The following is a 23,409-nucleotide window of genomic DNA, read 5'->3' as shown; positions in this document are numbered from 1 at the left end:
GTACCCTCCCCGGCCGCACATACCGCTATCTCCCAATGAATGCTCTGAAGGCAATTTATCCCGCAAAACCGATTAATAAGCGAGATATTACGCAAAGTAGAGAATTGCTGGATTTGTGCGGGTATGGCCGTCCGCGCAAACGCAACCAGCAGGAAAGGCGGGACCAGTCATGGTTGGACCTACCGGCATCGAGCGTCACCCCGACATCGCCGAACTGCGTCAGACCTACGACCGGGCGGGTTCGACGGCCCCCGCTCAGGTACTGGAAGGGCTCTCCTTCCTGGCGGGTCTCTATCTGGCGCTCTCGCCCTGGATAGTCGGGTTCTTTCGCTTCCCCGGGCTGACCATCAGCAACCTGATCACGGGTCTCGTGGTCAGTGCCCTGGCCCTCGGGCTCGCGTCCGCCTTCGGACGCACCTACGGCATGGGGTGGCTGATCCCGCTACTCGGCGTCTGGGCGCTGGTCTCGCCCTGGGTGGTGCGCCGTGGAGGCGAGGCGACCACCAGCACCGTCTGGAACAACGTCGTGACCGGCATCGTGATCTTCGCGCTCGGCGCCGCCGCGCTGGGCATGGCGCAGGTGTACCGCCGGCACGAGCGGGGTGAGCGGAGCGGGCACCGGCTCGGCAATTGGTGACCGGCCGTCCGGCGGCCCGCCGCCACGCGCGGCGGGCCGCTCGGTCGCGCCCTGGCGGAGCGTCACGCTGAGGCGGGCCGAGGCGTCCCTGAGATAGCCGACGAAGGCGCGCAGGGCGGGATTGGGGTTGGTCGGCCGGATCGCGGCGCCGACCCGGCGGTAGAGCCGGGGGCCCTCCACCTGGCAGACCTGGACGCCCGCCGCGCCCTGCACGCCGAGGCTCGGCACCAGGGCCACCCCCAGCCCGGCCCGCACCAGGCCGAGCGTCACCTCGTAGTGGTCGCTGCGGCAGCGGATCGCGGGGGTGAACCCCTCCAGGGCGCTGGCCCGCTCCAGCACCGACACCGGGGTCTCGGTGCCGAACGTGGTGATCCACGGATCGTCGGCCAGGTCGGCCAGCCGTACGCGGGGCCGGTGCCCGGCGGGATGGCCGAGCGGCATCACCAGGAGTTGCGGCTCGTCGAAGAGGTGGACGACCTCCACGCCCTTCGGCGCCTTCCACGGATCGAGCGCGTGCTCGAACACGACCAGCACGTCGAGCTCGCCACGCTCCACGTCGGCCAGCAGCTCGTGCGGCTGCCCGAGCACCAGGTCGAGATCGACGCCGGGGTGGCGGGCCGTGAACGACGACAGCGCCATCGGCAGCAGCCGGTAGCCCGCCGAGGCGAAGAACCCGATCCGGAGCTGCCCGGCGTCCGCCCGCGCCTGCGCGAGCAGGTCCTTCTCGGCGGACTCGATGAGGTCGAGCACCTCCTGTGCCCGCCCGGCGAGGCGGCGGCCGGCGGCGGTCAGCCGCAGGCTGTGCGCGGCCCGCTCCACCAGCCCGACCCCCGCCTCCTCCTCCAGCCGGGCGAGCTGGTGCGAGACGGCGGACGGCGACAGCCGCAGGGTCTTGGCGGCTCCGGCGATGCTCCCGGTCCTGAAGACCTCCAGGAGCACCCTGAGGCGGTGGCTGCTGAGCATGCCACCCAGTATCGGGCCGCGTCCGCGCTGGTCACGCCCGAGCGGCGGCGCCCGTCACGGTGGCGGCGACGGCGACGCCCGCCTGCCGCACGGCCCGCACGAGGGCCTGCTCGGAGCCTTCCGGCCCGTGCGCGAGCACCGCGTAACCCTCCCACCTGGCCGCCGCGATCACGCCGACGTCGGCCCGCGTCCCGGCGTCCGTGCCGGTCTTGTTCGCCACCCACACCCCGGCGGCGTACGGCAGGACCCGCGGCGGCTCGCGGTCCTCCGGCTCGTGCGGCAGCAGCGCCGGGACCAGGCCGCGGTCGGTGTTGCACGCCATCCAGCCGAGCAGCAGCCGCTGCCACGGCTCCCGGCCGTACGCCACGGACCGCATGAGACCGGCGAGCTCACGGGCCGTCCCGGTGGCGAACGCGGGCGGGTGCGCGGGCAGCCGCGGCTCCCGGATCCTGTCGTGGACACGCGTCCCGGCCAGCCCGAGCGCGCCGGCCGCGGCGTCCACCCGGGCGAGCCCGAGCCGCCGCAGCAGCGCGTTCGTCGCGGTGTTGTCGCTGACGGACGCCGTCAGCACGGCGAGGTCGCCGATGGTCCAGCGGCGGGCCGACAGCTCGGTGAGCAAACCCGAGCCCCCCGCGTAGTCCTCGTCGAGCAGCGCGACCGGCTCGGCCGGATCGAGCGCGCCGGACGCGACGTCCCGCGCGAGCGCGGCGAGCAGCAGCACCTTGCCCGTGCTGGCGAGCGGCAGCACCACGTCCTCGTTCACCCCGAGCAGGCCGGGCACGCACACGGCCAGCGTCCCGGGGCAGGACGCCGCCAGCTCCGCCAGCGAGCCGCGCGCGGCGCCGGAGACGTCCCCCGGCCCGGCGTCGCGGGGGAGCCCGCCCCCGTCCCCGGCGTTCCCTGCGTCCCCGGCGTTCCCCGCGTCTCCGGTGTTCACAGCGCCAGCACCCGTCCCGGGCGGGCGCCCGTCTCCTCGCCGTCACGCACCACGACCGCGCCGCCGACCACCACCGCGTCGACGCCCGCGGGCGGCAGCAGCGGCTCGGTGAAGGTGGCCCGGTCGGCCACCGCCGCCGGATCGAACACCACCAGGTCGGCGTGCGCGCCGTCGCGGATCACGCCCCGCCCGCTCAGCCCGAAGCGCGCCGCCGCCATCCCGGTCATCTTGTGCACCGCCTCCTCCAGGCCGAGCAGCCCGAGCTCGCGCACGTATCTGCCGAGAACCCGGGGGAAGGTCCCCGCCCAGCGCGGATGCGGGCGACCGCCCGGCTTCGGCACGCCGTCGGAACCGATCATCGCGTACGGCGCGGCCAGCACCCGCCGCACATCCTCCTCGATCATGGAATGACTGATGATCGTCACCTCGCCGTCCTCGGCGACCAGCAGGTCGGCGGCCACGTCGAGGGGATCGGCGCCCGCGGCGGCGGCGAGGTCGGCGATCGTCGCGCCCTCGGCCCGCGGATGGCGGGGCGCGCAGGCCACCGAGATCCGGTCCCAGCCGCCGTTGCCGACCGTGTTCTCCCAGCCGGGTACGCCCTCGGAGATGGCCCGGCGCATCCGGTCCCGCTGGGCGGGGTCGCCGAGCCTCGCGGTCAGGGCGCGCAGCCCGCCGTCGTTCGCCCACGGCGGCAGCATCGCGGCCAGCGCAGTGCTGCCCGCCGTGTAGGGGTAGACGTCGCAGGTGACGTCCATGCCGCCCGCGCGCAGCTCCGCGAGGCGCGGCAGGGTGCGCTCGGTGCGGCCCCAGGCGTACCGCCCGGCGGTCTTGTGGTGCGACACGTGCAGCGCCGCGCCGCTGCGCCGGGAGATCTCGACGGCCTCCTCCAGCGCCTCCTCCACCCGCGACATCTCGTCGCGCAGGTGGGTCACGTACGGCTTGCCGTGCCGGGCGGCCACCTCCGCCAGCGCCACCACCTCGGCGGTGCCCGCGTACGAGCCGGGGGTGTAGATGAGGCCGGTGGACAGGCCGGCGGCGCCCTGCGTCAGGGACGCGTCGAGCAGCGCGCACATCGCACGCAGCTCGCCGGGCCGGGCCGGCCGGTCCACCGGGCCGAGCACACCCGCCCGGAGCGTGCCGTGGCCGACGAGCGAGGCCAGGTGGTTGGCCCGGGGCACCCCGGCGTGCGCGGCGGCGAAACCCGCGAAGTCGGCGTACGCGCCGACGTCGCCGCCGAAGGTGATCCGGGTCTCCGCCCGCATGGCGGCCAGCCGCTCAGGCAGGGCCGGGAACAGGCTCGACCCGCAGTTGCCGCAGATCTCGGTGGTGACCCCCTGCAGCACCGAGGCCCGCACCAGCTCCCTGCCGGACCCGTCGCGGGACCCGTTTCCTGATCCGTCTCCCGGCCTGTCGCCGTCGCCGGCCGGGCCGAGCAGGGCCACGCCGTCGGAGTGCGTGTGGACGTCGACGAACCCGGGGGAGACGACCCGCCCGCGCGCGTCGAGCACCTCGGCGGCGCCGGCCGCCGAGCCCGGCGACGACCCGGACCCCGAGCCGGACGACGAGCCGGGGGGCAGGACGGTCAGCCGCCCGCCGGAGACCCCGACGTCGGCGGGCCGGGCCGGGCGGCCGGTGCCGTCGACCACCAGCCCGCCCCGGACGAGAAGGTCGAAGCGGGTCCCCGCCCCCGTCACGGAAGCCTCCTCGTCACCCGATCCGTCCCACCCGTTCCCGCCACCGGACCTGTCCCCGAGATCTCCGGGGCCGCGGGACGCCGCCCGCCCGGCCGTCCCGTACGAGCGGCCGCGCCCGGGTTCACAGGACCTGTCCCAGGAAGGCGCGCAGCCGGCCGTGCCGGGGCGCCGCGAGCACCTCGCGGGGGTCGCCCCGCTCGACGACGACGCCGTCGTCCATGAAGACGAGCTGGTCGCCGACCTCGCGGGCGAAGCTCATCTCGTGGGTGACGACCATCATCGTCATGCCGCTCGCCGCGAGGTCCCGCATGACGGCGAGCACCTCCTGCACGAGCTCGGGGTCGAGCGCACTGGTCGGCTCGTCGAACAGCATCAGGCTGGGCCGCATGGCCAGGCTGCGGGCGATGGCCACCCGCTGCTGCTGCCCGCCGGACAACTGCGCGGGGTAGTGGTGCGCGCGGTCGGCCAGGCCGACCCGCTCCAGCAGCTCCGCCGCCTGCCGCCGGGCCTGGGCGGCGGGCGTGCGGAGCACGGTGACCGGCCCCTCCATGACGTTCTCGATCGCGGTGCGGTGCGGGAACAGGTGGAATCGCTGGAACACCATGCCGATGCCGCGCTGCTGGCGGGACAGCTCGGCCGGGCGCAACGCGTGCAGCCGCCCGCCGCGCTCGGCGTAGCCCATCAGCTCGCCGTTCACCCAGATGCGGCCGGAGTCGATCGTCTCCAGGCGGTTGACGCAGCGCAGCAGCGTCGACTTGCCCGACCCGGACGGCCCGACCACGCACACCACCGAGCCGGCGGGGACGTCGAGGTCGATGCCCTTGAGCACCTCCAGCGGGCCGAACCGCTTGCGCACGGCGCGGATCCGCACCATCGGCAGGTCGGACGGCCGACCGGGTGGCCGGCCGGGTGACTGAGCGGGGGCGCTCACGAGGGCTCCTTGGACGTCAGGGGCCGCAGGTTGCGGCGTACGCGGGAGGACAGCCGCACGTGGCCGCGCTCGAACCGCTTCTCCACGAAGTGCTGCCCGACGCTCGCGATCGTGGTGAGCACGACGTACCAGATCGACGCGACGACGAGCATCGCGATGACCTCGAAGTTGCCGAGGTAGATGCGCTGCGCCACGGTGAGCAGCTCGGCCCCGGCGATGACCGAGACCATCGACGTGGTCTTCAGCATGGAGATGAACTGGTTGCCGGTCGGCGGGATGATCACCCGCATGGCCTGCGGCAGCACCACACGGCACAGCACCTGCCGGTGCGACATCCCGAGCGACTCGGCGGCCTCCCGCTGGCCCGGGTCCACGGAGCGGATGCCGGCGCGGACGATCTCCGCCATGTACGCGCCCTCGTTGATCGCCAGGCCGAGCAGCGCCGCGGTGAACGGCGTGATGATCTCGTTCGCCTGCCACTCGATCAGCTTGGGCCCGCCGAACGGGACGCCGATCGCGAAGGTGGGAAAGACCAGCCCGATGTTGAACCAGAAGATCAGCTGCACCAGCAGCGGCGTGCCGCGGAAGAACCACGTGTAGAGCGCGGAGGTGCCGCGCAGCACGGGGTTGTCCGACAGCTGCATGACGGCGGCGAGCACGCCCAGCGCGAGGCCGATGGCCATGGAGAGCACGGTGAGCTGGATGGTCACCCACAGGCCGCCGAGGATCCTGCCGTCGGCCAGGTAGGCGACGATGACGTCCCAGTGCAGGTTCTCGTTGACGATGACCGTGTAGGCCAGCCATACGAGGAAGAGCAGGGCGGCCGCCGCGCCGAGCCACCGGCCGGGCCGCGCGGGGCGCACGGCGTCGATCGGCAGTTCGGCGGCGGGCGCCTTCTCCTGGGTCACTTCCACGGCTGGGTGTTGACCAGCACGCCGTCGACGGCGTTGGCCGTCACGCCGTAGGAGTCCAGCACGGCCTTGTAGCCGCCGTCGGCCTGCAGCTCCTCCATCGCCTTGGCGACGGCGTCGCGCAGCGCGGTCTTCCGCTTGTCGACGGCGATGCCCCACGGCCCGGCGTCGTACTGCTCGGACAGCACGTCGTACTTGCCGGTGTCCTTGGCGTACATGACGGCGACGGGGTAGTCCACGATGGTCGCGGTGGCGCGCCCGGAGTCGATCGAGAGCAGGCCGGTGGGCGCGTCCTCGCTCTGCATGATCTTCATCTTGGTGGCGCACTTCTCGTTCTGCTTCTCGCCGATGGCGAGGTTGGAGCTGCCCTTGGCCAGCACGACCGTGCGGCCGCACAGGTCGTCGAGGTTCTTGATCCCCTCGGGGTTGCCCTTCTTGACCATGATCGCGCCACCGGCGTTGAAGTAGTCGACGAAGTCGACCGCCGCGCGCCGCTCCTCGGTGTCGCTCATCGAGGACATCACGATGTCCCAGCGCCCGCCCTGCAGGCCCGGGATGAGCCCGTCGAAGGCGGCGTTGGTGATCGAGAACTTGAGCCCCAGCTTGGCCGCGATGGCCGCGCCGAGGTCGGGGTCGACCCCGGTGAGCTCCTGGGTGCCCTTCTTGTACATCTCCATCGGCGGGTAGCCCTCGGAGGTGGCGACCCGCAGTGTGCCGGTCTTGCGCACGTCCTCCGGGACCAGGTCCTTGGCGGTCTTGTTCGCCGTCGCCGCCGCGTTGTCGCCCGCGGCGGTCTCCGACGACGAACGCCCGCAGCCGCCAGCGAGCGCCGACACGACCAGCGCGCCGACTATGGCCACAGATAGGCGCTTTGTCATGGAACCTCCTGTTTCGCGAACGATTGAGCTTATGCTGGCGACAGGAGGTCACGGTCGTAAGGATCGTGAACGCTTGCGGCCCTGAGCATCGACGTTCTCGATGCTCGGGCCCCGTGGTCAGCCCGCGCGGGTGGGCAGGGCGTGGGAGTGGGCCGGCCGGGAGGCGGTCGCCGCCGGCCGCAGCCCCGCGCGCACCCCGCCCCGCAGCCCGGCACGCACCCCGCCCCGCATCACCGCTCCGACCACCGCCACCTGGGGGCGCTGGCCGACCGGCGGCCGTGCCGGACGGGCTCCGGCCGTCCAGCAGACGGCGCCCGCGGCGACGGCCGTCACCAGCGTCAGCCACCCCAGGGCGCGGCCCGTCCGCAGGCCGTACCCAGAGGCGAGCCAGTAGAGCGAGAGCAGCAGCCTGGCCCGGCCGCGGGAACTGCCGAGCCGCCGCATGTCCATGGCGCCGAACGCGAAGTCGGCGGAGGTCCTGGCGTCGTCCACGCCCGGCCGCAGCCGCTCGTACAGGACGGCCAGCCGGGCGGCGTCCGGCGATCCCGGCGACTCCTGTGGCGGCTTCCGCGGCCGATGTGCTCCCTGCGGCCGGGAATCCTGCGGCCCGGCTGATCCATGGGACCGTGGCGAGGGCGGGGCCGGGGATTCCGGAGACCCGGCGAACCCCGCCGCGTCCCAGCCGCGCCACAGGTGCTCGTCGGCGAGGACGCGGCGGCGGCTCCACCACCGGACCGGCGGCCAGCCCAGCCGCAGCCGCATCCCGCCGGGCGTCGCCGCGAACAGGCACTCCCGCAGTCGCAGGCGTTCCGGGCGGCGCAGCCCGCCGAGACCGCACCCGCGCAGGTCGGCCCCCGTGAGCGTGAGCGCCGCGGCGTCGAGACCGTCGAGCGAGGTCACCCGCAGCCGGCCGGAGCGCCGGGTGACCGCCGACGTCCCGGAGAGGACGGCGCCCCGCAGGTCGAGATCGGCGTCGGACAGCCGCGCGACGAGCGGCCCGGCGACGTCCGCCGTCCGGAGTATCACGCGGCACCCGCCGGTCTCCACGTGCAGCGCCGCCCCGGCCCGCACGCCCGCGAGGGACAGCCGCCGCCCGACCCGCATCGGGCCCAGGTAGGCCGCGCCCTGGAACCGTGTTCCCTCGAAGGCGGCGGTCGCCGCGCAGACCGCGCCGCGGAAGGAGACGGCCCGGTGGAAACGGGCGCCGCGGAAGACGACGTCCCCCGCGAACACCGCCGCGTCGAACGCCGCGAACCCGCGGAACTGCGTTCCCTCGAACGAGACGTCCTGTCTGCCGTGGAACGAGGCGTTCCGTGCCCCTGGCGACGAGGCGTTCCGCGCCTCCGCGAGCGGGGTGTTCCGGGTCCCCTCCGACGAGACGTCCGGTGTGGCCCGGAAGGGCGGGGCGCCGGGGGACGGCGTGCCGCCGGGCGTGCTCCCGGCGGGGAGGTCGCCGCCGAAGCGCGCCGCGCCGAACAGGGCGTCGCCGCGGATCGTGGCGTGGTCGAAGGCGGCGTGGCCGCGCACCCGCGCGTCGTGCAGGGACAGTTCGCGCGCGAACCGGGCCGCGCGGAAGGAGACGTTGCGCAGGAATCTGGCGCCGTAGAAGGAGGCGAGCCGGTCGAACCGGGCGTGGTCGAAGGTCGCGTCCCCCGTGAAGGCGACCTCGCCGAAGCGGGCCTGGCTGGTGAAGACGGCGTGGTCGAACCTGGCCCGTCCGACACGGCGCTCAAGACGGTCCAGCAGGTGGGCGAGCAGGTCCTCCGCCACGGTGGTGCCGCGCAGGTCCAGCGCCTGGCCCGGCGCGAGTTCCCGCAGGACGGCGCCGGTCTCGGCGGGCGTCAGGTGCGCCAGGCACCGGCCGTACGGCTCGCGGGCGATGCCCGGGCAGCCGGGGGAGGCGCCGCACGTCCTCCATACGACGTCCATGAGGGCGATCTTCGGCCGGGATGTCATGTCAACGTCATACATGATGTCCCATCTCGGGACGCTAAAGCGTGATGGATAGGTAACACTGTGTATCCGCCGGGCGACCGTCCCACCGCCGCGTCCTGCCGTTTGCCCTGGCCGGGCAGGGGTACGCGGGGTGCATGTCTGAGCAGTCGAACTCCACACCGCCACCGCAGACGCAGTCGTATCCCGGCCGGACGGGCGAGATGAGCCCCGAGCCGAGGGACGAGATGCGCGACTACACCGGACGCGACCTGCTGGCCGGAAAGCGGGCCCTCGTCACCGGGGGCGACTCCGGCATCGGCCGGGCCGTCGCCGTGGCGTTCGCCAAGGAGGGGGCGGACGTCGCCATCGCCTACCTGAGCGAGCACGAGGACGCCGAGCACACCAGGAAACTGGTGGAGCAGGAGGGCCGCACCTGCCTGCTCCTGCCGGGCGATCTCGCCGACCGCCGGCACTGCGAGGAGGTCGTCGAGCGCACCGTCCGCGAGCTCGGCGGCATCGACGTGCTGGTGAACAACGTGGCCACGCAGACCCCCGTTCAGGGCCTGGAGGAGTTGTCCGACGAGCAGTGGGAGCACACCTTCGCCGTCAACATCCACAGTTACTTCCGGGTGACGAAGGCCGCGCTGCGGCACATGCCCGAGGGCGGGTCGATCGTGAACACCTCGTCGATCAACGGGCTGCGCGGCAACAAGCAGCTGATCGACTACTCCGCGACCAAGGGCGCGATCAACGCGTTCACCTACGCGATGGCCCAGGTGCTGGTCGACCGGGGGATCAGGATCAACGCCGTGGCTCCGGGCCCGGTCTGGACGCCGCTCATCCCGGCCACCTTCCCGGAGGAGAAGGTGGAGAAGTTCGGCGAGCAGGTGCCGATGGGCCGCCCGGCCGACCCGGACGAGATCGCCCCGTCGTACGTGTTCTTCGCGGCCAACCGGCTCTCGTCGTACTACACGGGTGAGGTCCTCGCGCCGATCGGCGGCGAGACGCTGCCCGGATAGCCGGGCGAGGACGGCGTGGGCCGCCCGGGTGGATCCTCCCACCCGGGCGGCCCCGGTCGTCCGCCCGCCCGGCCGCCGCGCACGGGGCGGCGACGGGACGGGTGGCGGCGGTCACCCGTTCTCGTTCAGGCGGCGGCTCTGGTCCTGCAACTCGTCGATCAACGTGGAGGCCTCGGCCTTGCTGAGCCCCTCGGGCACGTCACGCCCGGCCTCCCGGGCCAGTGTGCGCAGGTAGGACTCCTGCGGCGCGGTCATCGGCTCGTCCCCGGTCGCCCAGTCCTCGGGGTCCTTCTCCACCGGTCCTCGGTCCATCGTCCCTCCAATGTCGAACTGCCGTTCGCTCTACCCGTCGCCGGGAGACGTAACCCGGTGGAGGGGAGAGGCCGGCGCCCGTCACCTCGCGGCGGGATGACGGAGGTAGCGGGCCCGGGTCAGTTCGGACACCTCCTGCTCCGGCGGGCGCCGCAGCACCCGCGAGGCCAGCAGGCCGCCGGTGGCGCACCCGGCCGCCAGCGCCGCCGCCGCGGCGAGGACCGAGCCCGTACGGCGGGCCGGTGGCTCGGGCTGTACGGCGCCGGCCCGCCAGGCGCGCAGCCACAGCGCCTCGGCCGCCGCGTCGAGGAGATAGGTCGGCCTGATACGGCCGGTGGGCACGCAGAGCAGGTCGGCGGTGAGAAGCGTCGCGGCGGTGGCCATGCCGAGACGGCGCGCCTGCCGGACGCCGTCCGGCGTGCGCGCGGCGCGGACCTGGGTCCAGCCGATCCCCACCAGCAGGCCCGCGACGGTCCGTTGCAGCCAGCGGTCGGTCTTCGGGCCGTACACCTTCTCGAAGCTCGTCAGGTGCAGGAGCGGCCACAGTCCGCCCGCGATGTTGAAGAGGCCGTGGGCGCGGGCCAGGACCACCGCGCCCCTGTCGTCCTGGGTGGTCATAGGCCCTCGATGCCCACCCTCAAAACGGACAAAACGCGGGCCGGTTCGCGGCGGAGGCCAAGGGTAGGTCGTGGAAGGAGCGGCGGCGGGAGGTCCTCATGCCAGGAAATTTCAGGGTTCGTCCACTCGGCGGCGCGACGGGATGCATCCTTATGATCATCATCTCGATCGTCGCGTCGATCCTGCTCACAATCGTCGTGAACGCCCTGCTCCGGTGAGGATTCCTCGGCTGGAGCGCGCGATGCGCTCTCATAAACCAAAAAGCGGGTTTCGGTTGGCATAATTCACGTCGTGATGGGAAAACGCGTTCCCATTCTCGCCTTGATGATTCCCGGGCGATGACAAATGAAACAAAGCGCCGATATCATCGCCGACCGTGGCTGAAAGCGATCTTTCGAGCCCGTCTCTTGTCGATGACTTGTATTTCGTCCTGCACGACAATGCGACGGGTCATCCACACCTGCATTCACGGCTCGCGGGGCTGGCACTGGCCGGCGGCGTCCTCGCCGAGCTGATGCTCGCCGAGCGGGTGACCCTGGATCTCACGTCGAACCCCGAACGCCTCCACGCGGCGGCCGGGGAGGACAGCGATGACGCCTTCACCAGGAGGGTGCTCGGCCACGTCGTCGCCGAGCCGTACCATCCGGTGAGCACGTGGCTGCTGTTCCTGGCCCGTACGGCCGAGGCCGAGGTGACCGCCAGGATGATCGCCGCGAAGCTGCTCAAACCACCGGTCAGGCACCTGCTGAAGCAGCAGCCCCCGGCTCCGGCGGACATGAGCACGGCCGCGTGGCCGCTCGCCCGCCTGAACCTCGCCGTCCAGCGCCGCACGCCGCCGAACCCCCGGGACCGAGTCCTCCTGGGACTGCTGGACGCCGCCGGCTGTGCCCAGCGGGTGCTGTCGGAACACGATCCCCGCTTCGTGGCCGCGGTGATCGCCATGCTCCCGGCCCCCATGCAGAGACTCGTCGCCCAGACCAAGGCCGCCGTCGGCCAGGCCGTCCTCAGCCGCCGGTGACCGCTCGCCCCCCAAATCCCCTCACGGAGTTCCAGGTGTCCCTGACAGAGCAACGGCCGAGCGCCGTCTCCGCCGCACTGGCCCAGGACCGGCTCGGTGTGCCGTCCATCGTGTTCTTCGTCATCTCCGCGGCGGCGCCCCTGATGGTCGTCGCGGGTTCGGTGCCCACGGCGTACGCGGTGACGGGCGTGATCGGCGTGCCGCTCGCGTTCCTGCTGCTGGGCGGGGTCTTCTCGCTCTTCGCCGTCGGCTACGTGACCATGGCCAGGCACGTGGTGAACGCCGGCGCCTTCTACGCCTACGCGGCGCAGGGTCTCGGCCGGACGCAGGGCGTGGTGACGGCGTGGGTGGCGCTGCTCGCCTACAACGCGCTGCAACTCGGCCTGTACGGCATCATCGGGTCGGCGGCGGAGCCGCTGCTCCTGGACTGGTTCGGCGGTTCGCCCCCGTGGTGGGTCATCGCGCTGGGGGCCTGGGCGCTGACCGGCCTGCTCGGCCTGCTGCGGGTCGATATCAACGGCCGGATCCTGTCGGTCCTGCTGGTCAGCGAGATCGCCGTCGTCCTGCTGTTCGACCTGGGCGACCTGTTCGGCGGCGCGCGGAACGGCGTCAGCTTCGAGGGCTACAGCCCCGCCGCGCTGTTCGTGCCCGGCGTGGGCGCCGCGCTCGCCACCGTCGTCGCGGGCTTCGCCGGCATCGAGTCGTCGGTCGTCTTCGCCGAGGAGTCCAAGGACCGCCTCCGCACCGTGCCCGTCGCCACCTACCTGGGCATCGCGGTCATCGCCATCCTCTACTCGATCTCCGCCTGGGCCCAGACGGTGCCGACCGGCCCGGACGGGATCGTCAAGGCGGCGACCGAGCAGGGTCCCACGCTCGTCTTCGGCCAGGCGGCCGAGCACCTGGGCGGCACCGTCGCGACGGTCGGCTCGGTGCTGTTCGTGACCAGCAGCATCGCCTGCATGATCGCCTTCCACAACACCACGGCCCGTTACATCTTCGCCCTCGGCCGGGAGAACGTGCTGCCCTCGGTGTTCGGCCGCACCTCGGCCCGCACCGCCGCGCCGATCTCCGGATCGGTGCTGCAGACCGCGCTCGGCTTTATCGTGATCGCGATTTACGCCGTCTCGGGACTCGACCCCGTGACGAAGCTGTTCTTCACCTTCGGCGCCTTCGGCGGCCTCGGGCTGCTGACCCTGCTCACGGTCACCTCGATCTCGGTGATCGTGTACTTCTCCCGCGACCTCCGGGGAGAGACGGCCTGGCGGACGCGTTTCGCTCCCGCCCTGTCGATCGTGGCGCTGGTCGTGATCATCGCGCTGACGCTGGTCAACTTCGACACGGTCCTCGGGGTCGCGCCCGACTCGCCGATCCGGTGGATCCTGCCCTCCATCTACGTCGTCGCAGTGGTGTTCGGCGTCGTCTGGGCCCGGGTGATCAGGGCGACCCGGCCCGAGGTGTACGCCGGCATCGGCCTCGGCGCCCAGGCCGCGGCGGGAGGCCCCCGGTGACCGCGGCGGACGCGGCGGGTCCGGTGATCGGCCGGATGACGGACGCGGAGGCGACCGGCCACCTGATCGCGGAGACCTTCCACGTCGACGCGATCACCGCGTGGCTCGTCCCGCGCCAGGAGGACCGCCTGCCCCTCCAGCGGAGGTTCTTCACCATGTACGCCGCGCACGCGATGGAGCACGGCGACGTCTACGGCATCCACGAGGCGGGCGAACTGGCCGGGGTGGCCGTCTGGTTCACCGCGCCGTTCCCGGAGATCCCCGGCGAGCGGGCGGAGATCGACGCCTTCACCGGGGAGAACGCGGGGCGCTACCACATCCTGGGCGAGCTGCTGGAGAAGCACCATCCGCGCGAGCCGCACCACTACCTGAACTTCATCGCCCTGGAGCGGGGGAGGACCGGCCGCGGCCTCGGCACCATGCTGCTGGAGGAGCACCATCGCCGGCTCGACGCCGAGGGGGTGCCCGCCTACCTGGAGGCGAGCAGCGAGTCGAGCCGGCGGCTCTACCTCCGCCACGGCTACGTGGACATGCCGGAACTGATCCGGCTGCCCGGAGGCCCGGTCATGTATCCCATGTGGCGCGAGCCCCGGCCGCCCGCGGAATAGCCGTACGGGCGTGGCATCCCGGCCGCCGGTGACGTCCCGCGCCTCACGGCTTCCAGCCGGTGGTGCGCAGCCAGGTCTCGAACGTCGTCAGACCGGGATGCTCGGCCCGCAGGGCCTTCAGGTCGACACCGCCGGCCGGGTGCTCGTCGAAGAACTCGAACATCCGGGCCAGGTGCTCGTCGAACGCGCGCACCTGCTCGATCGGCGTCTGCTCGAAGCGGGCCGGCAGGCCGCTCACCCGGCCGAACGCGGCGGCGATCTCCGGCGGGGTCAGCTCGTCCGCGCCGATGTCGACGGTCCGGCCGACGTACCCGCCGGGACGCTCGAAGGCGAGGGCGGTGAAGACCCCGATGTCCCTGACGGAGATCAGCTGCATCGGCGTCCCGGGCCGTGCGGGAAGCCGCAGGACCAGGGTGCCGTCCTCCACGGAGGGACGACTGTAGGTGAGGAAGTTCTCCATGAAGGAGACCGGGCGCAGGATCGTCGCCGGGAGCCCGAGCGCGTGGATCTCCCGCTCGATCCGTGCCTTGCTCTCGAAGTGGGGGATGCCGGAGTCGGCGTCGGTGCCGGGGAGCGAGCTGTACACGAGGTGCCCGAGGCCGGCCTCGGCGGCCAGCCGGACCACCGTCAGCCCCCGCCGTTCCTCGGCGGCGGCGCCCTCGACGGTGATCCTCGGTCCCTGCATCATGGTCAGCGCCAGGAAGACCCCTTCGGCGTCCCGCATGGCGCGGCGCAGCGACGCCTCGTCGTCCAGGTCGCCCACCGCGAGCTCGGCCCCCGCCTGCTCCAGGGACGCCGCGGCGGGGGAGCCCGGGTCGCGCACCAGGGCGCGCACGGTCCGCCCGCGGGCGAGCAGTTCGCGGGCGGTGGCGCCGCCCTGCCGCCCGGTGGCGCCGATCACCAGTACGCGATCACTCATGACACCCGCCTCCCTGGGAGACTCGCCCTGTGAAGGATCATGGCCGTCACGATAACGAGGCGGCGTCCGGCGGTCCTGGCACTCGTGCTGCCAGTCTCGCGCCCGGCCGCCGCGTGAGGGACTCGGACCGCAGGGCCGAACTCGGCGCGTTCCTGCGTGCCCAGCGGGCCCGCCTGCGGCCCGCCGACGTCGGGCTGCCGGGAGGCGATCCGGCCCTGCGCCGCACCCCCGGACTGCGGCGCGAGGAGGTCGCCGAGCTCTCGGGCGTCGGCGTCACCTGGTACACCTACCTGGAGCAGGGGCGGGACATCTCGGCGTCGGCGCAGGTCATCGACGCGCTGGCCCGCGCGCTGCGGCTCGACCCCGACGAGCACCACCACCTGCGGGACCTCGCGGGCCTCGCCCCGCCCGACACGCCGCCTCCCGGAGGGGAGCAGGCGGCGGCAGCGGCCCGGCTCCGGCGCCTGGTCGACGCCGCCGCCCCGAACGCCGCCTCCCTCTACGACGCGTGCTTCGACTATGTGGCCTGGAACACCTCCTACACCTTGCTCCGTCTGGATCCGCTGACGTTCCCGCCGGGCCGGCGGAACCTGCTGTGGATGATGTTCACCGACGCCGCGAACCGTGCCCGCATGGTCGACTGGGAGCCCGCGGCCCGCGCCGTGATCAGCCAGTTCCGCGCCGCGATGGGACGCAGGCCCGGCGACCCGCGGCTCGCGGCGCTGGTGGAGGAGCTCAGCGAGGTCAGCCGGGAGTTCCGCGAATGGTGGGCCGACTACCCCGTGCGCCGCTTCCGGCCGGCGACGGTCGGGATCGACCATCCCGAGATAGGGCGGCTCGACCTGGAGATGTTCAAGATGCGCCCGATGGGACACCCCGATCTCGTGCTGGTGCTCCAGGTGCCGGTGGGCGAGGACGCCCGCAGACGGGTCGCCTCCCTCCTCGGCCGGGCCGGCCGGGACTAGGTGTACTCGGTCAGCAGGTTGGTGACGCGCCGGGGTCGGTGCTTGATCAATAGGAAGACCTCCGGATGTGGTGGAGATGCCGTCTTCACCGAACCGGAGGTCTTCATGGCCCACGCTAATGCCCGGCTGACCGTTCATGGACGCATCCTGCTGGTACGGCGGGTGCGTTTCGATCACCGCCCGGTGGCGCACGTGACCAAGGAGCTGGGCATCTCCCGCCAATGCGCGCACCGGTGGGTCAAGCGCTACGACCAGCAGGGCTGGGCCGGCCTGCACGACCGTTCCTCCCGCCCCCACCGCGTCGCCAACCGCACCCCGCCTCAGCTGGAGCAAACCGTGGTGGACTGCCGCCGCCAGATGCGGCGTGGACCAGCGCACATCGCCGCCCACACCGGCGTGCCCGAGCGCACCGTCTCCCGGATCCTGCGCCGCCACAACCACCCCCACCTGGCCGACTGCGACCCCCTCACCGGGCAGGTCATCCGCGCCACCCGCACCACCATCATCCGCTATGAGCGCGACCGCCCCGGCGAACTGGTCCACCTGGACGTCAAGAAAATCGGCAAGATCCCCGACGGAGGCGGCCGGCGTGCCCTGGGACGCGCGGCGACCTCAGCCCACAAACACAAGAAGACCACCATCGGCTACGACTACGTCCACGCCGCCGTCGACGACCACTCCCGCCTGGCCTACGCCGAGATCCTGCCCGACGAAACCGGCGAGACCAGCGCGGGATTCCTGCGCCGGGCCGCCGCCTTCTTCGCCGCTTGCGGCATCCCCGCCATCGAACGAGTGATCACCGACAACGCCTGGGCCTACCGCCACTCGGCCGCCTTTCGCGCCGCGGTGGCAGCGCTCGGCGCCCGGCAGAAGTTCATCACGCCGCACTGCCCATGGCAGAACGGCAAGGTCGAACGCTTCAACCGCACCCTGCAGACCGAGTGGGCCTACCGCCAGCTCTTCACCAGCAACACCCAACGCGCCCAAGCCCTGCAACCATGGCTGGAGTACTACAACACCCGACGACGTCACACCGCACTGGACGGCCTTCCGCCGATCAGCCGACTGTCACCAACGCCATGACCGGGTACACCTAGCCGCCGCCGGTCTCCTCGGCCCGGGTGGAGACGTAGGCCCCCTGCCCCTCGATCGTGTAGACGAGGCCCTCGCCGCTCAGCACGCCGACGGCACGGCGGACGTCGTCGGGGCTGAACCCGTGCTCGCGCACCAGGCGCTCCTCCGAGGGCAGGGGACGGTCCGGCTCGATCCGGCCGTGCACGATCTCCTCGCGCAGCATCGCCGCGAGCCGCCGGTACGCCGGGACCGGCTCGCCGGAATCGTCGGTGACAGCCACGTCATGGCCCTGCCCGGCGGCCGGCGGTCCAATCCTGCCGGTTCTGCCGGTTCCGGTCCTGCCGTACCGATCCCGTGCGAGACCGGCCGCGGCTCAGCGGCGGCCGGGCTCGACCAGGACCTTGAGCCCGCGCCGCGAGACGGCGGCGATGAACGCCTCCGCCGTGGCCGTGAGCGGGAAACGCTCGGTGATCAGCGACGACACGTCGACCAGCCGGTCGGCGGCCAGCCGGATCGCCCGGGGATAGGTGAGGTTCATCCGCCGGACGAGGGCGATCGTCAGGCCCTTGCGCCGGGCGAGTGACGCGGGGAAGCAGGTGCGGTCCTCGTCGGGGATCCCGGCCAGCACCACCCGCCCGCCGGGCCGGACCGCGGTCATGGCGAGGCGTACGGCGTCGTCGTCGCCCGCCACCTCGAACGCCACCCGGACGCCGAGGCCCGCCGAGCCGTCGACCTCCCGCCACACGCCGGGCTCCGCCGCCTCCTCGGGCGACAGCGCCAGGCCGGCTCCGTACCTCAGGGCGGCGGCGCGGCGGTGCGGCAGCGGGTCGACGGCGATGACGGCGCAGGCTCCGGCGAGCCGGGCGAGCCGGATCACGAGCAGGCCGATCGGCCCGCAGCCGACGACGGCGACGGGCGCGCCCAGCGGGACGTGCCCGAGGTCCACGGCGTGGATCGCGACGCCCAGGGGTTCGAGCATGGCACCGTCGCCGTCGGAGAGCGCGGCGGGCAGCGGGTGCAGCAGGTCGTCGGGCCAGGCGATCCGCTCCCGCAGGCCGCCGTCGAGCGTCCCGTGCCCGGCGAAGCGGACGTCCGGGCAGAGATTGCCGTAGCCCGTGGCGCAGACCGCGCAGCGGCCGCACGGGATCGCCGGGTCCACCGCGACCCGCGTGCCGTCCCGGGGACCGCCCTCGATCACCCCCGCGATCTCGTGTCCCACCACGAGCGGCGTGTCCAGCACCGCGTCGCCGATGCCGCCCTCGGCGTACCAGTGCAGGTCGGAGCCGCACAGGCCGACCGCGGTGACCCGCACCAGGCTCTCACCCGGGCCCGGGACGGGCGGCGGCTCGTCGCTCAGCCGGATGTCGCCCACCTTGTGCAGCCGGGCGGCCTTCACGCTCCGCCCTCCGCGTCCCTCGACGCCATCGCCGCCCCCTGAGATCGTCTTCCCGTCGATCGTAACCCCGGTGATCGCAAGCCTGCGGCCGCGAGTTCCGTGATCGCCGGCGCGGCGGCCGCGTGGGCGGTGACACGCCCGGGGGCCGGCTCCGTCCAGCGGAGCCGGCCCCCGGCATCACCCTGTCGGTGATCGCGGGCCCGGTGGTGACACGCCCGAGGGCCGGGCCCGTCCACCGGGCCCGGCCCTCGCGACGGTCACTGCGAACGCGACTGCCCGGTCATCTGCCTGGCCTGGTCACGGGTGTCCTCGGTGACCTGCCTGGCCTGGTCGCGGGCCTCGTCGCGGGTCGTCCTGGTCGCCTCGGCCGCCGTGTCGCGCACCTGCTGGACGGCCTCCTTGGCGTCCTCGCCGACAAGCTGCGCGGTCTCCTGGACGGCCTGCTTGACCGGCTCGGCCAGCTCACCCGCCCGATCCTTGACCTGCAGGGCCGCCCGCTCCTCGGCGGCGGTCTTCGGCAGCAGGCTCGCGGCCAGCAGGCCCGCCCCGAAGGCGATCAGCCCGGCCGCGAGGGGGTTGCCCTGCGTGCCGCGCAGCGCCTGGCGCGGCGCGCTCCGCACGGTCTCCGCGGCCTGCTGGGCGCCGTGCCGTACGGTCTCGCCGGCCTCGGCCGCCGCGTGCCGCACCGTCTCGCCCGCCTCCGCGGCCTTGTCGCGGACCGTTCCCACGGTGTCGCCGGCCTGGTCGCGAACCGTGTGGGTGGCGTGTGCCGGCACCCCCATCACCTTCTCCCTCACCGATCGCGCCGTCTGGCGCAGACTGTCCGTACGACGCCGCACGATGCGCGACGGGCTCGTCCTGTCGGCGAGCCGGTCCACGTCGGCGGCGAGTTCCGCCCGAGTGGCATCGATCTCGGCCCTTATCTCCTCTGGGCTCGCGCCCATTGCACGTCCTCCTTCAGGGTCTCGATGGTCTGCTCGGGCGTGGGGTTCACCTCGCGCATGCGCTCCTTGCCCCGCGCGAACAGCACTCCGCCGATCACGGCCCACACGGCCGCGACGATGAGCGCGGCCCAGGCCAGGTCCATGACGTTGCCGAGGCCGAACACGACGGCCAGCGTGACGAGGAGCGCCACCATGTATCCGGCGAAGCCGGCGCCGCCGAGCATTCCGGCGGCCTTGCCGGCCTTGCCCGCCTCCTGGCGGATCTCGGCCTTGGCGAGCTCCACCTCCTGGCGGAACAGCTTGGACAGGTCCTCGCCGATCTCGCCGACCAGCTTGCCCAGTGAGGGCTCGGCCGGTGGGCTGGGGTAGCTCATCGCGGTTCACCTCCGGGGAGACCGCCGGGGAACCCACCGCTGTGCCCGCGGCCGTTCCCGTCGCCGTCCGCGTACCCGTCGCCGCGCCCGTTCGTGTACCCGTCCGTGCGGCCGTCCGTGCGGCCGTCGCGGAACTCGCCGCCCGGATACCGGGCGCCGGTCTCGTATCCAGTGCCGTTGCCACTGCCGGTTCCGTACGACGGGGAGGCGGCGCCGGTCCCCGGGCCACCGGTGCCCGTGCTCCCGGAGACCGATTCCCCGGTCAGGCCGTTTCCGGCGCCGTCGCCGTACCGGACCGGGGAGGGGGACCCGGTAGCGTATGCGGTGCCGCGCCCGTAGTCAGGGGCGGAGCCGTATGCGGTGCCGGAGCCGAACCGCCGCGCGTCGTCCGTTTCCGCCGGGTCCTCGGCCGTGGCGACGGCCTTCACCGCGCGTCCGGCGAGGAACCCCGCCACCAGGGCGCCCGCCAGGAACAGGCCGGGACGGCGCCGCGCGAAGTCCTGCACGTCGCGCACCGCGCCGGTCAGACCTTCGGTCTCCAGGTAGTCGGCCGTGCGGCGGCCCCGGTCGGTCACCTGCCTGACCACGTCGCGCACGGGGGAGTCGGGCGTGACGCCGTCGGCGGCCGACTCCAGCTGCTCGGTCCACTGCCGGATCGCGCCGGCCGCGCGCCTGCTCTGCTGCCACGCCTGCTCGTCGGTACGCCTGCGAAGCTGGTGGACCACGTGCCGCGTCTGGTCCTTGGCCTCCTGGGCGACGGTGCGCACCTGGTCCTTGGCGGTCGCGGCGACCTCGCCGGCGGCCTCCTTGGCCTGCTGCGCCGTCTGCTGAGCCGTCTCGCGGACCTGCTGCGTCGTACCCTGCTGACCGTTGCCCTGCGTCACGCCCTGCTGGGTCGTCCCCCGCAATGCCGTCTCCCGGGCCGTCTCCTCCTGCCGGAGCGTGCCCTGCGGCTGCCCGCTTCCCCCCGCGTATGTTCGCGTCTCGGGATGGAAGTCGCTCACGAAAGCCTCCTTGGGTCGAATTCGTCCCTGAGCCGCGAGCTACCCTCGATATTGGAACGGACGCCCATAAAGCGGGAAAAAGTAAAAAATTCGTCTTGACAGGATCAAGGGGGGCAAACGGCCACGCCGTCGAACCCGGCCGGTGCTCTCCGGTCCCGTCGGCGGGGCAGGATGGGATCATGTCCGAGACCTTCCTCCCCGGCGCGATCAAGCTGCCCGACGGCACCCCGATCCGCGGACGCGGTCTGCGGTACCCCGCTCCCGAGGGCGTCCCGCCCGAGCGCGGCCTCTATCTGGGCGGCGCCCGGCTGAGGCGCCGGCACGACTCCGGCCTCACCTGGGCGCACGAGTGGATCGACTGGCCCGACTTCCTGCTGCCCCGCGACGGGGAGAGCGCGGCCGGCCTCATCCGGGCGCTGCACGGGCACGCCCGCGCCGGCCAGGCGGTGGAGGTGGCCTGCGGCGGAGGCGTCGGGCGCACGGGCACCGCCATCGCGTGCCTGGCGATCCTGTCGGGCCTGCCCGCGCACGAGGCCGTGGCCTGGACCCGGGCCAACTATCACCGGCGCGCCGTCGAGACGCCCTGGCAGTGCCGCTGGGTGCTCCGCTTCCCCGCGCTCTGACGACCGGGCCGCGGGCGCCGCCGCGGAACCGGGCCGCCCGGGTGGAGACCGGCGTGAAGCGGCCGGTGTCACCCGCACCGTCCCCCGGCGCCGTCATGACGTGCGTGAGAGCGGGAGGCCGGTGACGGGCGACTATGGCCCATATGGTTGGGTTCGTCTGTGTTTGTCGACGTGTTGGGGCTGGCCGCCGTGGGTCTGGTGGCCGGAGTGGTCAGCACGGTGGTGAGCCTGGCCTCGATCGTGTCGTATCCCGCCCTGCTGGCCTTCGGGCTGCCGCCCCTGGCCGCGAACGTCACCAACACGGTCGCGTTGCTGTTCACCGGCGTGGGCGCGGCGGCCGGTTCGCGGCCGGAACTGGCGGGCCAGCGCTCGGTCGTCGGCCGTCTCGGGCTCTTCGCCGCCCTGGGCGGCGCGGCCGGCGCGGGCCTGCTGCTGGTCACGCCCGCGCGGATGTTCGAGATGGTCGCTCCATTACTGGTCGGCGGCGCCTCGCTGCTGTTGCTGCTGCGCCCGCCCCGCGCGGGACAGGTGAGCCTCGGCGGGGAGAGCGGCCTGGCGCTGCGTGCCGCCGTGTTCTGCGTCGCGGTCTACACCGGCTACTTCGGCGCCGCCGGAGGGATCATCATGTTCGCGGTGCTCGCGGCGGCGCTCGACCGATCCCCGGCAGGGGTCAACGCGGTGAAGAACCTCGTGGGCGCGCTCGCCAACGCCGTCGCGGCCGTCTGGTTCGCCCTGTTCGGCCCGGTCGACTGGGCCGCGGTCGGGCCGCTCGCCGCGGGGTTCCTCCTCGGCGGCTGGCTGGGCCCCGCCATCGCCCGCCGCCTGCCCGGCGACTCGCTGCGCCTCGCCGCCGCGATCTGCGGTCTCGCGGTCGCGGTCAAGCTCGGCGCCGACGCCTACCGGAGCGGCTGAGCGGCGACCGCCTCGGCGTGCCGGGCGCGCAGGCGCGTCCGGATCTCCTCCGGCGTGTAGGCGCGCCGACGGCGCTCCGCACGGGCGATCACCACGCCGGTCGCCGCGACGCCCGCGAACGCCGCCAGGCCGAGTATCTTCCACCACCGCATGTGCCTAGGCTACTGCCGTGGCTCGTACGCGGATAAGCCTCGACAAGGCGCTCGAACTGGTCCGTACCGGTGACGTGTGGGTGTTCCGGGGGCGCAGCGCGCCCGACCGGGCCATCCAGGTCACGACCAACAGCCCGGTGAACCACGTGGGCATGGCGGTGGTCATCGAGGACCTGCCGCCGCTGATGTGGCACGCGGAGCTCGGCCGGTCGCTGCCCGACATGTGGTCGGGCACCCACCAGCGCGGCGTGCAGCTGCACGACATGCGTGACGCGGTGTGCGTCTGGGCGGCGAGGTACGGCCAGCGCGCCTGGCTGCGCCAGCTGGAGCCGCCGGTGGGCAGGGAGATGGAGGACGCGGTCCTGCGGACGATCGCCCGGCTGGACGGCACGCCGTTCCCGTCCACCGCCCGTCTGGCGGGGCGCTGGCTGCGCGGGCGCCTGCCCGCGCTCCGCCCTGTCTCCCTCCCCGGGCTCCGCCGGGGGAAACGCGACGCGGAGGGACGCACGGCGCGGGACAGGACGCTGGAGACGGCCTACTGCGCGGAGGTCGTCGCCGTGACGTACGAGGAGATGGGCTTGCTGCCGGGTGGCCGCCGGCCCAACTGGTACGACCCCGGCAGGTTCTGGAGCGGCGACAACCTGGTCCTCGACGACGGCCGGCGGCTGGGCGGCGAGATCGCGGTGGACGTCCCCGGCGGCGAGGTCCGGCCGCTCCGATAACGCGCCGGCCAATATTTCTCCCGGCCGTCAACCTCCCGGCGTCAAGGCGCGTCAGGTGTAGGCACCGTTCGTCCAGACCCGGAGGAAAGGTCCCATGCCTGCTCCTGATATGAGACGCGAAGGTCTCGCCGACGCCAGCGACGAGGAGAGCCGGGCGCGCAGCGCGCTCGACGCGATCCGGCGGCAGGGCCCGGAGGCGGTGCAGGAGGAGACGCTGCGCATGAAGTCGGAGCTGCTCCGGCTGTGCGGCTGGGAGGGCTACCAGCGGGTCATCGCGAAGATGGAGAGCGACCTGGCCAGGCTGCGCGAGTCGCGCTGAGCGTGCCGGGCCGCGCCCGTCCCCGGCAGACTCCGC

Annotated in this window: 26 protein-coding genes and 1 pseudogene; 11 read left to right on the top strand and 16 right to left on the bottom strand. The window is 73.2% G+C overall.

The annotated features are described in order from the left end of the window. Positions 1–169: 169 nt before the first annotated feature. Positions 170–514 (top strand): annotated as a pseudogene (locus HHX40_RS38200) (SPW repeat protein); the annotation flags it as partial. On the opposite strand, the gene HHX40_RS15590 reads toward HHX40_RS38200, so the two are convergent. The 7 genes from HHX40_RS15590 to HHX40_RS15560 form a co-directional block, all read right to left on the bottom strand. After that, positions 443–1,600, bottom strand: a complete 1,158-nt coding sequence (locus HHX40_RS15590; RefSeq protein ID WP_259403599.1) for a LysR family transcriptional regulator — start codon at positions 1,598–1,600, stop codon at positions 443–445. The pseudogene HHX40_RS38200 and the gene HHX40_RS15590 sit on opposite strands and share 72 nt — an antisense overlap. Positions 1,601–1,631: 31 nt before the next feature. After that, the gene (locus HHX40_RS15585) at positions 1,632–2,537 is read right to left on the bottom strand and encodes a serine hydrolase (RefSeq protein WP_310738122.1); all 906 of its coding nucleotides are present in this window, start codon (positions 2,535–2,537) and stop codon (positions 1,632–1,634) included. Continuing rightward, on the bottom strand, positions 2,534–4,231 hold the full coding sequence (locus HHX40_RS15580) for an N-acyl-D-amino-acid deacylase family protein (protein ID WP_182881132.1): 1,698 nt from the start codon (positions 4,229–4,231) through the stop codon (positions 2,534–2,536). The genes HHX40_RS15585 and HHX40_RS15580 overlap by 4 nt, the downstream gene beginning before the upstream one ends. A gap of 121 nt (positions 4,232–4,352) precedes the next feature. Next, complete coding sequence (locus HHX40_RS15575; RefSeq protein ID WP_182881294.1) at positions 4,353–5,105, bottom strand: amino acid ABC transporter ATP-binding protein; 753 nt, start codon at positions 5,103–5,105, stop codon at positions 4,353–4,355. A 53-nt stretch (positions 5,106–5,158) separates the two neighbouring features. Then, the gene (locus tag HHX40_RS15570) at positions 5,159–6,076 is read right to left on the bottom strand and encodes an amino acid ABC transporter permease (protein ID WP_310738121.1); all 918 of its coding nucleotides are present in this window, start codon (positions 6,074–6,076) and stop codon (positions 5,159–5,161) included. After that, positions 6,067–6,951 (bottom strand): ABC transporter substrate-binding protein, encoded by an 885-nt coding sequence (locus HHX40_RS15565; RefSeq protein WP_182873536.1) that lies wholly within the window; start codon positions 6,949–6,951, stop codon positions 6,067–6,069. Before HHX40_RS15565 ends, HHX40_RS15570 begins: the two co-directional genes overlap by 10 nt. Before the next feature lie 117 nt (positions 6,952–7,068). Beyond that, positions 7,069–8,907: a pentapeptide repeat-containing protein gene (locus HHX40_RS15560; protein ID WP_182881131.1), complete on the bottom strand. Its 1,839-nt coding sequence runs from the start codon at positions 8,905–8,907 to the stop codon at positions 7,069–7,071. 134 nt (positions 8,908–9,041) lie between these two features. Between HHX40_RS15560 and HHX40_RS15555 the strand changes: the two genes are divergently transcribed. Beyond that, positions 9,042–9,905 carry an SDR family oxidoreductase gene (locus HHX40_RS15555; RefSeq protein WP_138460824.1) on the top strand — a complete coding sequence of 288 codons (864 nt, stop codon included), beginning with the start codon at positions 9,042–9,044 and terminating at the stop codon, positions 9,903–9,905. 111 nt (positions 9,906–10,016) lie between these two features. Here the strand turns inward: HHX40_RS15555 and HHX40_RS15550 are convergent, their stop codons facing one another. Both HHX40_RS15550 and HHX40_RS35710 read right to left on the bottom strand, forming a co-directional pair. Then, positions 10,017–10,217 (bottom strand): DUF3072 domain-containing protein, encoded by a 201-nt coding sequence (locus tag HHX40_RS15550; RefSeq protein WP_111701298.1) that lies wholly within the window; start codon positions 10,215–10,217, stop codon positions 10,017–10,019. Between the two features lie 81 nt (positions 10,218–10,298). Then, entirely contained in the window at positions 10,299–10,835 is a 537-nt protein-coding gene (locus tag HHX40_RS35710; protein ID WP_220499126.1) for a hypothetical protein, read from the bottom strand. A 418-nt stretch (positions 10,836–11,253) separates the two neighbouring features. On the opposite strand from HHX40_RS35710, the gene HHX40_RS15540 reads away from it, so the two are divergent. From HHX40_RS15540 to HHX40_RS15530, 3 genes are read left to right on the top strand one after another with little or no spacing between them, the layout of a single operon-like run. Then, positions 11,254–11,853, top strand: coding sequence for a GOLPH3/VPS74 family protein (locus tag HHX40_RS15540; protein WP_182873533.1), 600 nt, complete (start codon positions 11,254–11,256; stop codon positions 11,851–11,853). Positions 11,854–11,888: 35 nt separating this feature from the next. After that, positions 11,889–13,361: an APC family permease gene (locus HHX40_RS15535; protein ID WP_182881130.1), complete on the top strand. Its 1,473-nt coding sequence runs from the start codon at positions 11,889–11,891 to the stop codon at positions 13,359–13,361. Beyond that, entirely contained in the window at positions 13,358–13,969 is a 612-nt protein-coding gene (locus tag HHX40_RS15530; RefSeq protein ID WP_182881129.1) for a GNAT family N-acetyltransferase, read from the top strand. Before HHX40_RS15535 ends, HHX40_RS15530 begins: the two co-directional genes overlap by 4 nt. 43 nt (positions 13,970–14,012) lie before the next feature. Here HHX40_RS15530 and HHX40_RS15525 read toward each other — a convergent pair whose 3' ends face one another. Next, positions 14,013–14,888 (bottom strand): NmrA/HSCARG family protein, encoded by an 876-nt coding sequence (locus tag HHX40_RS15525; RefSeq protein WP_182881128.1) that lies wholly within the window; start codon positions 14,886–14,888, stop codon positions 14,013–14,015. Between the two features lie 113 nt (positions 14,889–15,001). Here HHX40_RS15525 and HHX40_RS15520 point away from each other — a divergent pair, with 113 nt between their 5' ends. Next, positions 15,002–15,853, top strand: a complete 852-nt coding sequence (locus tag HHX40_RS15520) for a helix-turn-helix transcriptional regulator (RefSeq protein WP_182881127.1) — start codon at positions 15,002–15,004, stop codon at positions 15,851–15,853. A gap of 105 nt (positions 15,854–15,958) precedes the next feature. Continuing rightward, positions 15,959–16,936, top strand: coding sequence for an IS481 family transposase (locus tag HHX40_RS15515; RefSeq protein WP_182881126.1), 978 nt, complete (start codon positions 15,959–15,961; stop codon positions 16,934–16,936). Positions 16,937–16,946: 10 nt separating this feature from the next. On the opposite strand, the gene HHX40_RS15510 is transcribed toward HHX40_RS15515, so the two are convergent. The 5 genes from HHX40_RS15510 to HHX40_RS15490 all read right to left on the bottom strand — a co-directional run bounded on the left by HHX40_RS15510 (position 16,947) and on the right by HHX40_RS15490 (position 20,645). Further along, positions 16,947–17,207 carry a winged helix-turn-helix domain-containing protein gene (locus HHX40_RS15510; RefSeq protein WP_111701292.1) on the bottom strand — a complete coding sequence of 87 codons (261 nt, stop codon included), beginning with the start codon at positions 17,205–17,207 and terminating at the stop codon, positions 16,947–16,949. 93 nt (positions 17,208–17,300) lie between these two features. Beyond that, the gene (locus HHX40_RS15505; RefSeq protein WP_182881125.1) at positions 17,301–18,323 is read right to left on the bottom strand and encodes a zinc-dependent alcohol dehydrogenase; all 1,023 of its coding nucleotides are present in this window, start codon (positions 18,321–18,323) and stop codon (positions 17,301–17,303) included. A gap of 257 nt (positions 18,324–18,580) precedes the next feature. After that, complete coding sequence (locus HHX40_RS15500) at positions 18,581–19,267, bottom strand: DUF3618 domain-containing protein (protein ID WP_111701290.1); 687 nt, start codon at positions 19,265–19,267, stop codon at positions 18,581–18,583. Continuing rightward, positions 19,243–19,641 (bottom strand): phage holin family protein, encoded by a 399-nt coding sequence (locus HHX40_RS15495; RefSeq protein ID WP_111701289.1) that lies wholly within the window; start codon positions 19,639–19,641, stop codon positions 19,243–19,245. The genes HHX40_RS15500 and HHX40_RS15495 overlap by 25 nt, the downstream gene beginning before the upstream one ends. Then, on the bottom strand, positions 19,638–20,645 hold the full coding sequence (locus tag HHX40_RS15490) for a hypothetical protein (protein WP_182881124.1): 1,008 nt from the start codon (positions 20,643–20,645) through the stop codon (positions 19,638–19,640). The genes HHX40_RS15495 and HHX40_RS15490 overlap by 4 nt, the downstream gene beginning before the upstream one ends. Before the next feature lie 179 nt (positions 20,646–20,824). Between HHX40_RS15490 and HHX40_RS15485 the strand changes: the two genes are divergently transcribed. Both HHX40_RS15485 and HHX40_RS15480 read left to right on the top strand, forming a co-directional pair. Then, complete coding sequence (locus tag HHX40_RS15485; RefSeq protein ID WP_182881123.1) at positions 20,825–21,268, top strand: protein-tyrosine phosphatase family protein; 444 nt, start codon at positions 20,825–20,827, stop codon at positions 21,266–21,268. A 159-nt stretch (positions 21,269–21,427) separates the two neighbouring features. Next, positions 21,428–22,180: a sulfite exporter TauE/SafE family protein gene (locus HHX40_RS15480; protein WP_310738120.1), complete on the top strand. Its 753-nt coding sequence runs from the start codon at positions 21,428–21,430 to the stop codon at positions 22,178–22,180. Here HHX40_RS15480 and HHX40_RS15475 read toward each other — a convergent pair. Next, positions 22,165–22,332: a hypothetical protein gene (locus tag HHX40_RS15475; RefSeq protein WP_165900726.1), complete on the bottom strand. Its 168-nt coding sequence runs from the start codon at positions 22,330–22,332 to the stop codon at positions 22,165–22,167. The two genes, HHX40_RS15480 and HHX40_RS15475, sit on opposite strands and share 16 nt — an antisense overlap. 17 nt (positions 22,333–22,349) lie before the next feature. Between HHX40_RS15475 and HHX40_RS15470 the strand changes: the two genes are divergently transcribed. Further along, a complete protein-coding gene (locus tag HHX40_RS15470; protein WP_138460818.1) occupies positions 22,350–23,054 on the top strand; it encodes a hypothetical protein in 705 nt (234 codons plus the stop codon). Positions 23,055–23,163: 109 nt separating this feature from the next. Further along, positions 23,164–23,373: a hypothetical protein gene (locus tag HHX40_RS15465; RefSeq protein ID WP_111701285.1), complete on the top strand. Its 210-nt coding sequence runs from the start codon at positions 23,164–23,166 to the stop codon at positions 23,371–23,373. Positions 23,374–23,409 lie beyond the last annotated feature (36 nt).

The organism is Microbispora sp. H10949 (genome assembly GCF_014161435.1).
Lineage (GTDB): Bacteria > Actinomycetota > Actinomycetes > Streptosporangiales > Streptosporangiaceae > Microbispora > Microbispora triticiradicis.
Note: the sequence above shows the minus strand (reverse complement) of the source record. Positions and strands in the feature narration are given on the sequence as shown.

Bases quoted from the DNA above. Each gene is read 5' to 3' on its own strand.
- HHX40_RS15555 (WP_138460824.1), top strand. From the start codon at position 9,042: ATGTCTGAGCAGTCGAACTCCACACCGCCACCGCAGACGCAGTCGTAT.
- HHX40_RS15590 (WP_259403599.1), bottom strand. From the start codon at position 1,600: ATGCTCAGCAGCCACCGCCTCAGGGTGCTCCTGGAGGTCTTCAGGACC.
- HHX40_RS15475 (WP_165900726.1), bottom strand. From the start codon at position 22,332: ATGCGGTGGTGGAAGATACTCGGCCTGGCGGCGTTCGCGGGCGTCGCG.
- HHX40_RS15525 (WP_182881128.1), bottom strand. From the start codon at position 14,888: ATGAGTGATCGCGTACTGGTGATCGGCGCCACCGGGCGGCAGGGCGGC.
- HHX40_RS15550 (WP_111701298.1), bottom strand. From the start codon at position 10,217: ATGGACCGAGGACCGGTGGAGAAGGACCCCGAGGACTGGGCGACCGGG.
- HHX40_RS15515 (WP_182881126.1), top strand. From the start codon at position 15,959: ATGGCCCACGCTAATGCCCGGCTGACCGTTCATGGACGCATCCTGCTG.
- HHX40_RS35710 (WP_220499126.1), bottom strand. From the start codon at position 10,835: ATGACCACCCAGGACGACAGGGGCGCGGTGGTCCTGGCCCGCGCCCAC.
- HHX40_RS15485 (WP_182881123.1), top strand. From the start codon at position 20,825: ATGTCCGAGACCTTCCTCCCCGGCGCGATCAAGCTGCCCGACGGCACC.
- HHX40_RS15565 (WP_182873536.1), bottom strand. From the start codon at position 6,951: ATGACAAAGCGCCTATCTGTGGCCATAGTCGGCGCGCTGGTCGTGTCG.
- HHX40_RS15575 (WP_182881294.1), bottom strand. From the start codon at position 5,105: ATGGTGCGGATCCGCGCCGTGCGCAAGCGGTTCGGCCCGCTGGAGGTG.
- HHX40_RS15495 (WP_111701289.1), bottom strand. From the start codon at position 19,641: ATGAGCTACCCCAGCCCACCGGCCGAGCCCTCACTGGGCAAGCTGGTC.
- HHX40_RS15465 (WP_111701285.1), top strand. From the start codon at position 23,164: ATGAGACGCGAAGGTCTCGCCGACGCCAGCGACGAGGAGAGCCGGGCG.
- HHX40_RS15560 (WP_182881131.1), bottom strand. From the start codon at position 8,907: ATGACATCCCGGCCGAAGATCGCCCTCATGGACGTCGTATGGAGGACG.
- HHX40_RS15500 (WP_111701290.1), bottom strand. From the start codon at position 19,267: ATGGGCGCGAGCCCAGAGGAGATAAGGGCCGAGATCGATGCCACTCGG.